Genomic DNA, 12,375 nt, shown 5'->3' on the forward strand with positions numbered 1-12,375 from the left:
CCCAGCCTCTAAGTGCAGGGTTCTGACAAGAGTGATAAAGAGCGGATTAGCACCGATCAAGTTACTTTAAGGTCGGTCGTTAACTATTTATTTAGAAGCTGAAATTCAGTTTCAGTGATCCGAGGATCTGACCCTCGGCTTGGCCAACGTATTCCTCGCTCAAATAGGTTACGCCGTAGAAGTAGGAAATGCCGGCTCCTAGCCGCCAATGCACTCCCGCCCGCACACGGAACCGTTCGTCCTGTGCCTGCGTGCCAAAACTTGCCGGAAAATAAGCGCTATCACCGACGACAGCGTAGTCAGCGCCGATGGCAAAACCAGTGCCCGGCTCATCGCTCTCAACCCCTGCATATAGTTGTCCGGTAGGGCCATCACGCAACCAAAGGTCATTTTGCATAATTTCACCGATGACAATATCCGCCCCGACGCGAACGAAATCCTCTACGCCGTACTGGACTTCAACAAAGGGGCGCAGCGATGTGTTTTCGCCCAAGCGAACAGCGTAGGAAACCTCAGCCAACGCCGTCGGGTAAACAGTGTTGCCAACTTGATTGGCAAGCACCCCGTTTGAGATGGTCGGAGCACTAACAATATTGTGAAACCAATCCTGCACATCCGCGAGTCGCGTCTGTGGCCCAACGGCCACAAGATCAACACCCATCGAGATATCTGCACCACCGCGAGACAAGTGCGTGTGCAGACCCGCCGACACCGCGCCAACATAGGCACGGTCGTTGGAACCGCTGCCGCTCAGCATTGATGGTGCAATGATTTCGGAACGAATGCGGTATTCTAGCACCGCGCCTAGGGCCGTTGGCGCGCGCCCCTGCCATTCGGGGCCACGCACGATGGAATAGGCGTATGAACCGGACCGCCAGCGGTCTTGGTTATCGCCGAAGTAGTCGTTGGTTAAAATGCGCCCATAACCCAAAGTCTCACGATCTTGGGCCACCATAGGGCTTGCGGCCATCAGGCCTGCACATATCGTTGCAATCAAACGCACTTTGTTCCCCGAATTATGAGTTATACGCGACCTATAAAACAACGGGCCGCCACTTGCCTACCCGTATGGAGGATGATTTCGGTGAAAGTGTGGCCATTTCAATCCGCACGTGCCCGCTGTCCAATCAGGTTAAGTTTTGCCAAGCGCGATAGCCTAACCTCAAAAAATATAATGCAATCAGACCCTAAAAAATTGCGTGGCTGAAAAGGGCAGGCATATTCGCCAAGCGAACGGTTGAAATTATGCCAAGTGAACCACTACCGGCCGAGGCCGGTAGCATCGTGATTGGAATGTAATTCCAGATACTGCAGGATGACATTGTCGGTGACATTTCCTGACGTTGTCGAGAAATATCCACGGGCCCAAAACCGCCTTCCCCAATAGCGTTTGCGCAACTCTGGGAACTCCATCTGACCCCGCCGCGACGAGCGCCATTTGATCCGCTGCATCACCTTCGACAGCGCGATCTGTGGCGGGACAGATATGAACATGTGGACGTGGTCACCTGCCAGAACACCCCTCAGAATATGCACGCCCATCTCGGCACAAGACTGTCGAATGATATCGCGGATCTGTTCACGCATCGGCCCGCGCAGAACCTTATGTCGATATTTCGTCGCCAAAACGACGTGATAACGGTGATAAAATCTGGTATGTGATCCTGTAGAATAGGCCATGATCTCTTTGCCGCCACACAACCGATCCCAGTGCATGCAGTTTTGGCTATTGGTGCTGTTGCGATAGGGGTATTCAGTTTGCCCTGCCAATAGGCTTTGTTGCACAAATCAGTTGAGGGGATTCATGTTGTGAATCCATGGTGGTAGCATGTCGTTCATGAGCAGCTGGACCCCTACGACTTACTAGACCAAGAACTGGTCAGATTATAACGACGCCCCGAAGCGCCGGGGATCACTGACGCTATGGTTTGATTCTGGTCTGATCCGGTCTGGGAGGTTAAACCTTCTGGTAAGCGTGGGCGGCAGCAAGCCTACAGCGATGCGGCCATACAAACCTGCCTGACCATCAAAGTGCTGTTCGGGATGCCATTGAGGCAAACCACTGGGTTTGTGGAAAGTCTGTTGGAACTGGTTGGCTTGGACTGGAGAGTTCCAGATTTCAGCGCTTTGTGTCAGCCACGGCCCGGCAGTCGAAACGCAGTTTCGATGAGAGGGGCAAAGGACGTTGTCCGTTGTTATTCCATACCAAGGATCGGCGGGGCCGCCGCACCTCTTGATCCCTTCTCATGGTTGGTAAGCAAACCACTGCCGGGCAGTGGACAGCACTGGCATCAAGGCTGAGGGCGAAGGCGAGTGGAACGCACGCAAGCATGGTAGCCCAAAGCGCCGCGTCTGGCGCAAGATACATATTCATTGCCCGGCAGGCGAATAGGACATTCGCTGAGAGGGGGATAGACGAAAAACACTGGAAATACGCGCAGTCGAAGTGACCAGAAACGGCGTTGGTGATGCACCCATTCTACCCGATCTCCTTGATCAGATCCCGCCGGGTGAGAAGATTGGCAGCGTCACAGCGCCCTCTCATGCATGTAAACATGCGCCGTCAGGCAGTGGATGGGGCATACGATACGCGCAAATGCCACGACGCGATTGCTTCCCGCAATGCTCATGCTGTGATCCCGCCGCGCAAAAATGCTAAGTTGTGGAAGTCCGACACTCCAGGGGCACAAGCGCGAAACGAAGCGGTCCGATCTTCAAAATATCTGGGCCGCACATTGTGGCGGCAACTGACTGGGTACCACCGTCGAAGCCGCGCTGAAACGAACCCTCTCGGGACATTGCTGCGCAATACCCTGCCGGGCAGTGAATGCATTGTGTGAAGCTGCTTGGTCAGCGCCTCTCGGCCCGTGATTTCGACCGGCAGGTTGCGCAGATCCAAATCCGTGCTGCGATCCTGAACGGTTTCACAGCCCTTGGCATCCCCAGTACCGAGACCGTAGGCTGAATCTATCTGCGGTAAGGGAAAGAACGGCCTCAGACCGAACTGTGCAACAAAGCCGGTCCAGCTATTCATGAACGACATGCTACCACCTTGGAATCACAACATGAATCCCCTCAACTGATTTGTGCAATAAAGCCATAATCCTCCCTAAAATTATTGGCATTCAAAACCCAAATTTTCTCCGCAAGATATCTGAGGATATTTTTTGATGAAGATAGCACGATTTCGCGACGCACAGGTCATGGGCATTTTGAAGCAGGCGGAGGGCGGTACGCCGGTCTCTGAGCTGTGTCGGAAGCATGGGATGAGTAGCGCCAGTTTTACAAGTGGCGTGCCAAGTTCGGCGGCATGGATGCGTCCTTGATCACCGAGATGAAGGACATGGCCGAGCAAAACCGCCGTCTCAAGAGGATGTATGCTGCGATGAGTATGTCCGAGACGATCTTCTGAAGGAGGCGCTCGGAATAAAGCGCTAAGGCCGTCTCACCGACGATTCCCTCTCGGTGAATGTGCCATTCACCTGCCGGCCAGTGGATGGCCATGAATGCAGTCATGCAGCGGGGCACAAGTATCGCACTTGCCTGTCGTACCTTCCAAATTAGCGAGACCTGCTATCGGTACAGCCCGATCTTGAGTGATGAGAATGAGGAGAGAGCAGATTGGCTGGAACGCCTGACCAAGAACAAGCGCACGTGGGGCTTTGGGTTGTGTTTTTTATATTTACGCAACGTGCAGGGCTACGGCTGGAACCACAAACGCGTGTATCCCACTGGCCGTCAGGCGGATCTACTGTGAACTGGAGCTGAACCTGCGGATCAAGCCAAAAAATCGCCTCAAACGTGACAAACCCGAGCCGTTAGCGGTGCCTGATGCACCAAACGAGACCTGGTCTATCGCTGCCCGGCAGTTGATTGCTGTGCAATCAATGAGAGGGGATTTCATGGCGGATCAGCTTGCAGACGGCAGATCAATCCGAACTCTTAACGTCTTGGATGACTTCAATCGTGAAGGCTTGTGCATTGACGTGGACTTCTCGCTGCCCGCAGAACGCGTCGTCCGGAGCCTGAACCAGATCATCGAGTGGCGCGGCAAACCCCAAACCATACGTGTCGATAACGTCCTATGCGCGGAATGATTAGCTGAATTGGCGTCAGGTTATTGTCGCATCGAGGCGTCTCGACACGTTAGAAGCATTGCTCAGTTTGGCATTTTGGTCAACGAACTGTCTCTCCCATAACAAACACAGAGTACGCTTTTGCGGCTCTCACCGTCCTTAAGACGAGATCTTTGGGTCGTTGAGCAGAAGGCCTAAACATTATCTACGAGGTCAGTTGTCTGCCTCCACGGCCCTTACAGAGAAAGGTCCTACTGCTGTCGATCACCCCTCAAAGAAGGGGCGATATGGTTCGCCGTGCTTGATGATCCCATGAACGGTTCGGGCCATCTTCGCTGCGATTGCGGTGTACGCCTTTCGGCGCAAATGGGTGTTGTGACGGTCTTTGGCGATGTAGCGCTCGAACTTGTCGCGGAAGCTGTTGGTGCGCTGCAGAATAGCAACCTGTCCAGCCATCCAAAGCGTTCGACGAAGCCGAGCATTGCCATATTTTGACAGTTTGGTTTGCCCTCTGAATGTACCTGATTGCATAGTCGCAAGGTCCATTCCACAGAACTTCAAAAACTGCCGGTGATGACGAAAGCGCCGTACATCCCCAGCTTCTGCCAAAATTGTCAAAGCATTGCGTATTCCGGGGCAATCCGGCCACCCATACCGATTTGATCCGGCCGGGGGTTCCGGGGCATCCGGCCACCCCCCTTTGACCTGATTTAGTGTGCTGCGAGGCGATCTGTAGCAGGGCTACTCTGACGTTCCTTTTGAACATGCTTATCGCGTCGGAATCTGCGGCAACCGGCAGTCCGACTGATACTTTGGCAGTCTCGTAGATATCTGAAAGTAAACGCTCTTTTGCAACCTTGAGGCCCACCACATCCCAAGCGTCAGCGATGAATGCCTCCTTGCTCATGGCTGAGATCAAGTGTGGTGACGGATAACGTTCAAGGAAAGCAAAGAACCAGTCACTGCGAGAACTGCGAGAACTGCGATGGAAACGATCAGCTTCAGGAAAATACAGCGGCAGATAATGGGTTAAAACTCGGTGCCACAACTCGGTGCCACAACTCGGTGCCACAACTCGGTCTTCGACTTGGATACGATGTCATGCGTTTTGGAAAGCTCTTGGATGTCGTTAGTGCCACGCACGAGGGGGGCATGATAAAACTGCTCGTTCCCGATCTCCATCATGTGAAGAATGACCTGGGCATCCTTAGGGTCGTTTTTGTCCCAACTGTTGTGCAAGGCCTCTCGCGTTCTGGCCAGGGCCACAGATGACACCAACTTCAACTCAAAACCTGCTGCGGCAAGATGATAAGCCAAGGCACGGTGATAATTACCCGTTGCTTCAAAAGCTACACGGACAGGGCGGCCGTAGCAGGCAAGCGATGTGATTAGACGATTGAAGTCGTCTAGCTGGTTCAGAACAGTCAAACGACGGCAGCGCTTCTTGTCCGCAATAGCAATGAGAACTTCGTCGCGGGCCTTCGAGATATCGATGGCCACCAAAACGGGCGCAGTTTGTGTAATAATGATATCGGTCATAGTTGGTCTCCTTTGCGGTGTGGTTTGTACAAAACCACCGTAGGGACCTGAGGCACGGCTATGACCACCTGCTGCGTTATTTGGGGCTGCGCAGACAGTCATAGCCTTAAATTAGCGATATTCCGAAGGTGTTACGGGCCGGAATATATCAGCGGGACCTTGATGACATGGGCTGAAAAGCACGGTGTTCGGCTTGAACACATCCAGCCAGGCAAACCTCAACAGAATACCTATATCGAGCGATACAATCGCACCGTTCGCGGCGAGTGGCAGTTCGACGTGTTGTCGCCTTCGATCTGTTTGAAACGCCCCGGCTTTACCGGAGGGTGATTTATTCAATGACTAGGCGACCATATCGAGTTTGTTCAGGTTTGCATAGAACGCCTCCTCTGCTTCTGCGGGTGTGATGTATCCGATGGGGCCGAGCAGGCGGCGGTTGTTATACCAATCGACCCATTTCAGCGTTTCCCACTCAACCTCACGCATCGATTTCCATGGACCGATTTGGTTGATGACTTCGGTTTTGAAGAGGCCGATGACGCACTCGGCCAGCGCATTGTCGTAGGCATCACCGACGGTTCCGACCGAGAGATCGATTTCGGCCTCGGCCAGGCGCTCGGTATACTTGATCGACAGGTATTGTGATCCGCGGTCCGAGTGGTGGACCAAAGCCTTGTTATCTGGTGTTTTTCTTTGCCAGATTGCTTGCTCCAACGCGTCGAGCACGAATTGGGTCTTCATTGATGTCGATGTGCGCCAGCCTACGATCCGCCTTGCAAAGACATCAATCACGAACGCGACGTAGACTGTCCCTGACCATGTGGGCACGTAAGTGAAGTCTGAAACCCACAGCTTGTTTGGCCGATCCGCCTTGAACAGGCGGTTCACCTTGTCGTCCATTGCCTGGCAGGCGATTTGCAAAGCAAATCTGCCGAGAGGGGGGGGCATGGCAAAGACGTGTCCGGGTTCGTGGTAATGACCTTCTTGCCACGAACGACGCCTTTGATGCCCAAGGCGCGCATCAACCGCTCCACAGTGCAGCGGGCAACATCCTCACCCTCCCGTCGCAGAACATGCCAAATCTTTCGGGCCCCGTAGAGTTTGCAGTTGTCCGCCCAGGCCCCGTCGATCTTGACGCTCAGAGCGGCATCAGACTTGGCACGAGCTGACGCCCGCTCAGGATCACGCGCGATGGCGCGCCGGTCATAATAAGTGGAAGGGGCAAACTGCAGCGCCCTGCAGATTGGCTCGACCCCAAGTGTCTCTCGGCTTTCCGCAATGAAATCCATCATTTGCGAAACGGGCGGTCGAGCTCCGCCTGTGCAAAATACGCCGACGCCTTACGCAAAATCTCATTGGCTTGACGCAGTTCGCGGTTCTCACGCTCAAGTTCCTTGATCCGCGCCTTCTCAGCGCTGGTAGGCTCTGGCCGTTCGCCGCCATCGCGCTGGACCTGACGGGCCCAAACGCGAAGGCTGTCCGGTGAACAACCCAATTTACCCGCGATCGCCGTCAGCGCCGCAGCTTCGCTCTGATATTCATCGCGGTGTTCCATAAGCAGCCGAACCGTACGCTCGCGGAACTCAGGTGAATACGGCTTCGAGGTCTTCTTCTTTTGTGTCTGTTCCATAACGGGCAATTCTCCGAGAGTTTTGCCCTCCGGTAAAGCCGGGCCGGTTCAGATCGTTGAAACTTACGGTGTCAAATACGAACGGGCAGTCAAGAAGCTGACCAAAGATCGTGGCGTGTTGCTGACGTTCTATGACTTCCCCGCGGAGCACTGGAAGCACATCCGAACCACCAACCCGAACAAAAGCGTCTCGTCACCGTGCGCACCCGAACCCGCAAGCCTTAGGCGTTGAATTCAGGCATACGCGCGTTGCTCATCCACAAGAGGCTTACTATTATGGGAAAGACGGACGGCCAGTTTTCTGGCCCGTTTACCTCGAATGATTGGTCGGCAAGACTTTGGCTTAAAGGTCAGTAAAAGCAGTTCGGGAAACAAGGCCGTAATCTCCTCCCTACCGGCGGCGCTAAGGCTCTTTTTCGCCTCTGAACCAAGATAAAGACTTTCCGAGGGAATCCCCTCTGCAAAGACAATTTCATGCTGATCAAAGAGCATGTGATAATAAGTTACATCTCCAAAATCATCGGCTATATCGACCCCGTCAATCGCCAGAAGTTGCTTGGCCGCAACCAAGACCTCCGTGTTGCCAAACATCCGCTCAGCCACTTTGGACGCAATCAGAAGACGGTGCTGCGGTGACACGATCAACTCGCCAGTCCCATTTCCAGGGCTGACCGCAGCCCTGGAAATACGGATAGGACGCAGATTTTCGTTTTCATTAAGCTCCCGGGCGCTCAGATAGCTGCTGCCTACCCAGCGAATTGGTTGATATCCTCGGTCAATGGTTTGGATAAGGTCGCCGACGCGCAAGCCTTCGACAGGTACCTCGCCGTTTGCAGTCGCGATCAGCATGCCCTGCACAAAACAAACAGGAGTGAGGCATTCTGGGAGAACCTCTTCAACGGACTCAACTTCGATGATGAGGGGGGCGGTTTCAGTGGTACTCTGTCCACCGATGATTTGCACGGTTTCGAAAGTATAGTTAATTACTGGCCCAGGCCCATGATAATTCAGTGTTGGCACAAATGTGTAGCTGCCGTCGGAATTGATCGTCAGGTCGCCCTCTGGACGCTCCGCCGTATTACCGACGATTATGGTATTATTGCCCACCGTGAAAGATGTCACAGTTTGGGTAACGGTCGGATCCGGCAGAAAGAGATCGCCATCCAGCTGCGTATCCTCAGGCGTCGTAACTGTTTTATCTCCAATTTGGATATTTTCGATGCCAGTAAAGGCCATTGAACCAAGCAAGGTTCCACCTTCGACATCGTACTGATTAACCGCGCCGACTTCTGACTCTGTAGCTGTCGGATCAGCAGATAAATCGTAAACAATGTCTGTGAATCCCAAGTCGTCCACAACCAGAACGTCAAAGTCGGCATCACCTACGTCTTCGCCGCCATCAACCACATCGCCGTCGCCACCGTAAATGACGTCATTTCCCTCACCAGAGGTCAGAGTGTCCGCCCCAGCCCCACCATCCAGAACGTCAGCACCATCAAAGGTTTCGATGGTGTCGTCGGCGCTGCCGGTCGTTACGTGAAATTCCTCGAAATTCGTAAGGGTCACATCGCCAATTGTACCACCATAGGTTGCAAAACCTGTAAGAGCACTGACAACAGTCGTGTCATAAGCAGCGTAATCAACGATGAGCCGGTCATGATCAGCCCCAGCAGTCAAGACGTCGGCACCACCGAAAACCTTAACGATGTTTTTCCCGGTGCCGACGGTGACAGTGTCGTTGCCGATGCCTGTTTCGACAACATCGTCACCAGTGCCCGTCGTTACCGCGTTTGTACCATCGCCCGTCTGGACATTATTTTCACCACCCATAGCGGTAACCACGTCGTTGAGATCGCCAACGACAATATAATTGTCGCCACTCCCGGCAGTGACAGCGTTCAGCCCCTCCCCGGCATCAATGAAATTGTTCCCATTACCAGCTGTAATCACATCGACGCCAGCACCGCCAAGCAGGTAATTATTCCCTCCACCGACCGTGATAGTATTGTTGGCACCATCGCCGCCATCGATGCAGTTGTCACCATTACCAGCCACAATCGTATCGAGGCCAGTGTCGACGCCTTCGCCTCCAGAAATGTGGTTGTTCCCATGACCAACGCTGATCGTGTCAGCACCAGTGCCACCGCTAATTATATTATTACCAAATCCGACGCCCGTGGCTACGATCGTGTTGACGCCGTCCCCGGCAGCAATTTTGTTACTTCCAGTACCGACCGTGATCGTATCAGCACCGTCACCGCTCAAACTGTATTATCGCCGTTCCCAAGTACGATGGTACTGACACCCTCTCCGGTATCGAGATAGTTATTGCCACTGCCAAAAGTCAGAGTATCAGCACTAGGCCCAGTCAGCACAGTGTAATGTTCAAAACCCGACATCGCAGTCGTGCCAAGACTGCTGGCAATGGTAGACGCGGTTCCTGTGATAGCGACCGTTGTCGCCTGACTATAGTCTATGAACGCGCGGTCGTCGCCCAATCCGCCACTAATGGTGTCCAGACCACCAGTTACGGTGATCGTATTGTCCCCATCATTACCAGCAATATTGTTGTCGTTGCCCACCAAGTCAAAGACATTGATCGGTGCAGTGCCACCAAGAAGTAAACCCGTAATACCATCTTGAACAGTTAGCACTATGCCTTCTGCAGACGCTGGCCCTGTGATGGTAATGTCGTTTATACTTATCGCCACGTTTTCGGGGCCGTAGCCGTCCCCCAAAGTGATAGTATTCGGTATGTTGGGGTCCACTGCCGCGAGCGCTAGTGCGATAGTGTCGAAGTCACCAGGTACATTGATAGCACTCATTTTCTTGTCTCCAATGGCATATTATTGAGAGGCATTGAAAAATCCCACGCAACATATGCATTCAGTGAACGTGGCAATAAGGCGATACAGACTTTAATATATTTTTCGCGGACAACAACCGCGAAAAACTCCAGCTTCGACGTGATTGCGTAAGTAGCCTTCATACACTTCGAAACGGTCCTTTTGGGCCCTAAGCCAACCTTCTCTGGAGAGAGCGCGAAGGTCCAGTTTGGGCCGCAAGAGGCCGGCGCAACACGCTTGAGTTGGCTTAGCTTATACTCAGTTGGCAGTACGTGTTGTGACATGATAAACCAGTCATAATATCGAAGCATTCGGTCAATTTCATCTTCCCGAACGGTATTGCTGACTGATTTGCTTTTGGGGTCTGTAGCGCAGATTGCACCTGATTTTTCGCAAAGTCGTCCAAAGTCCACTATTTGAATACCCATGCACTTTCCTTCCGCTGCAATTAGAATTGCCATAGATATCCAGGAAAGTAGTGGTGCAGTAAGTATAGGGAGACGGGGCATAAGGGAGCAAACATATCCGATAGAGTAGCTGTCTCTCGCTAGCTCAAACCAAGTCAGGCGTGCGGACATCACATATAACCCGATGAGTCGCGGCTTTCTGTAACTCGTGGCCATAATGGACTGGTACAGTCGCAAGTTTCGTGTGTGGCGACTGTCCAACACCATGGATGCAGCGTTCGGTGTCGATGCGCTAAAAGGGGCGTTCGCCAAACACGGCACGCCGGAGATCTTCAACATCGATCAGGGCAGCCAGTTCACCAGCGGTGATTGGATCGAGGTTCTGAGCGATGCAAAGAATAGGATGGTAATCCCCCCATTTTTAATGGGGCTCAGCCGTAGAATTCACGCGGCTGTTTTCAGTTTCATTGCGGGTGTTATGCCGCCGATGCCCATGTTGGGTCTCTCATTGTTGTAAGTCCAGAGCCATTCTGTCGCCTGATTTGGGCCTCCTCAATCGTTTCAAAGATGTACTGGCTCAGCCATTCGCCGCGAATGGCTCGATTGTAGCGCTGGATATAGGCGTTCTGCTGAGGTTTGCCTGGTTGGATATGTTCAAGCCGAACGCCGTGTTTCTCGGCCCATGTCATCATGGTCCCATTGATGTATTCTGGGCCGCTGTCCGTCGCCTGACAGTTGATTGCAAAGCAATCAATGAGAAGGGACACGTATGGTTTGGGGTTTGCCGCGCCACTCGATGATCTGGTTCAGGCTCCGGACGACGCGTTCTGCGGGCAGCGAGAAGTCCACGTCAATGCACAAGCCTTCACGATTGAAGTCATCCAAGACGTTAAGAGTTCGGATTGATCTGCCGTCTGCAAGCTGATCCGCCATGAAATCCCCTCTCATTGATTGCACAGCAATCAACTGCCGGGCAGCGATAGACCAGGTCTCGTTTGGTGCATCAGGCACCGCTAACGGCTCGGGTTTGTCACGTTTGAGGCGATTTTTTGGCTTGATCCGCAGGTTCAGCTCCAGTTCACAGTAGATCCGCCTGACGGCCAGTGGGATACACGCGTTTGTGGTTCCAGCCGTAGCCCTGCACGTTGCGTAAATATAAAAAACACAACCCAAAGCCCCACGTGCGCTTGTTCTTGGTCAGGCGTTCCAGCCAATCTGCTCTCTCCTCATTCTCATCACTCAAGATCGGGCTGTACCGATAGCAGGTCTCGCTAATTTGGAAGGTACGACAGGCAAGTGCGATACTTGTGCCCCGCTGCATGACTGCATTCATGGCCATCCACTGGCCGGCAGGTGAATGGCACATTCACCGAGAGGGAATCGTCGGTGAGACGGCCTTAGCGCTTTATTCCGAGCGCCTCCTTCAGAAGATCGTCTCGGACATACTCATCGCAGCATACATCCTCTTGAGACGGCGGTTTTGCTCGGCCATGTCCTTCATCTCGGTGATCAAGGACGCATCCATGCCGCCGAACTTGGCACGCCACTTGTAAAACTGGCGCTACTCATCCCATGCTCCCGACACAGCTCAGAGACCGGCGTACCGCCCTCCGCCTGCTTCAAAATGCCCATGACCTGTGCGTCGCGAAATCGTGCTATCTTCATCAAAAAATATCCTCAGATATCTTGCCGAGAAAAATCTGCTTTTAAACACCACTAATTTTAGGGGGGATTACCGGATCAGCTTGGATGGCAAGGGGCTGGGCTTTATCGTCCGACGAAGCGAAGATTTTTCCCTGCCTGCCTCAAATCAGTTTCCTCTAACGGCAACGAGGAGTTGCGTAATGACGGAGCCGGCCGAGTGAAGATAGACTTGC

General features: G+C 53.2%; 5 protein-coding genes, 9 pseudogenes and 1 other annotated feature. Of the genes and pseudogenes, 5 read left to right on the forward strand and 9 right to left on the reverse strand.

What is annotated here, in order from left to right:
- Positions 1–91 precede the first annotated feature (91 nt).
- Positions 92–1,003 (reverse strand): lipid A-modifier LpxR family protein, encoded by a 912-nt coding sequence (locus tag OAN307_RS20410; RefSeq protein ID WP_015501418.1) that lies wholly within the window; start codon positions 1,001–1,003, stop codon positions 92–94.
- Positions 1,004–1,260: 257 nt separating this feature from the next.
- On the reverse strand, positions 1,261–1,680 hold the full coding sequence (gene tnpA, locus OAN307_RS20415) for an IS200/IS605 family transposase (protein WP_044045043.1): 420 nt from the start codon (positions 1,678–1,680) through the stop codon (positions 1,261–1,263).
- A 157-nt stretch (positions 1,681–1,837) separates the two neighbouring features.
- Here tnpA and OAN307_RS27145 point away from each other — a divergent pair.
- A pseudogene (locus OAN307_RS27145) lies at positions 1,838–2,965 on the forward strand (IS5 family transposase).
- 205 nt (positions 2,966–3,170) lie between these two features.
- Positions 3,171–4,079, forward strand: a pseudogene (locus tag OAN307_RS27150) (transposase); the annotation flags it as partial.
- Between the two features lie 202 nt (positions 4,080–4,281).
- On the opposite strand, the pseudogene OAN307_RS31470 reads toward OAN307_RS27150, so the two are convergent.
- Positions 4,282–5,615, reverse strand: a pseudogene (locus OAN307_RS31470) (IS110 family transposase).
- A gap of 135 nt (positions 5,616–5,750) precedes the next feature.
- On the opposite strand from OAN307_RS31470, the pseudogene OAN307_RS28480 reads away from it, so the two are divergent.
- Positions 5,751–5,912 (forward strand): annotated as a pseudogene (locus OAN307_RS28480) (integrase core domain-containing protein); the annotation flags it as partial.
- Between the two features lie 45 nt (positions 5,913–5,957).
- On the opposite strand, the pseudogene OAN307_RS20445 reads toward OAN307_RS28480, so the two are convergent.
- Positions 5,958–7,245 (reverse strand): annotated as a pseudogene (locus OAN307_RS20445) (IS3 family transposase).
- Positions 6,833–6,949 (reverse strand) — a sequence feature (AL1L pseudoknot). It overlaps the preceding pseudogene by 117 nt.
- Positions 7,246–7,300: 55 nt before the next feature.
- On the opposite strand from OAN307_RS20445, the pseudogene OAN307_RS28485 reads away from it, so the two are divergent.
- Positions 7,301–7,435, forward strand: a pseudogene (locus OAN307_RS28485) (transposase); the annotation flags it as partial.
- 44 nt (positions 7,436–7,479) lie between these two features.
- Here the strand turns inward: OAN307_RS28485 and OAN307_RS29200 are convergent.
- From OAN307_RS29200 to OAN307_RS20465, 4 genes and pseudogenes are all read right to left on the reverse strand, one after another.
- Complete coding sequence (locus OAN307_RS29200) at positions 7,480–9,300, reverse strand: Hint domain-containing protein (protein ID WP_245540908.1); 1,821 nt, start codon at positions 9,298–9,300, stop codon at positions 7,480–7,482.
- A gap of 27 nt (positions 9,301–9,327) precedes the next feature.
- Positions 9,328–9,510 (reverse strand): annotated as a pseudogene (locus OAN307_RS31475) (calcium-binding protein); the annotation flags it as partial.
- Positions 9,507–10,070, reverse strand: coding sequence for a calcium-binding protein (locus OAN307_RS20460; protein ID WP_044044148.1), 564 nt, complete (start codon positions 10,068–10,070; stop codon positions 9,507–9,509). The pseudogene OAN307_RS31475 and the gene OAN307_RS20460, both read right to left, overlap by 4 nt.
- Positions 10,067–10,519 (reverse strand): hypothetical protein, encoded by a 453-nt coding sequence (locus OAN307_RS20465; RefSeq protein ID WP_144055649.1) that lies wholly within the window; start codon positions 10,517–10,519, stop codon positions 10,067–10,069. Before OAN307_RS20465 ends, OAN307_RS20460 begins: the two co-directional genes overlap by 4 nt.
- A gap of 133 nt (positions 10,520–10,652) precedes the next feature.
- On the opposite strand from OAN307_RS20465, the pseudogene OAN307_RS28495 reads away from it, so the two are divergent.
- Positions 10,653–10,904: pseudogene (locus OAN307_RS28495) on the forward strand (DDE-type integrase/transposase/recombinase); the annotation flags it as partial.
- Between the two features lie 38 nt (positions 10,905–10,942).
- Here the strand turns inward: OAN307_RS28495 and OAN307_RS20475 are convergent.
- A pseudogene (locus OAN307_RS20475) lies at positions 10,943–12,163 on the reverse strand (IS3 family transposase).
- Positions 12,164–12,375 lie beyond the last annotated feature (212 nt).

Origin of the sequence: Octadecabacter antarcticus 307, assembly GCF_000155675.2 — a bacterium.
Classification (GTDB): Bacteria; Pseudomonadota; Alphaproteobacteria; order Rhodobacterales; family Rhodobacteraceae; genus Octadecabacter; species Octadecabacter antarcticus.

Bases quoted from the DNA above. Each gene is read 5' to 3' on its own strand.
- tnpA (WP_044045043.1), bottom strand. From the start codon at position 1,680: ATGGCCTATTCTACAGGATCACATACCAGATTTTATCACCGTTATCAC.
- OAN307_RS20460 (WP_044044148.1), bottom strand. From the start codon at position 10,070: ATGAGTGCTATCAATGTACCTGGTGACTTCGACACTATCGCACTAGCG.
- OAN307_RS20465 (WP_144055649.1), bottom strand. From the start codon at position 10,519: ATGGGTATTCAAATAGTGGACTTTGGACGACTTTGCGAAAAATCAGGT.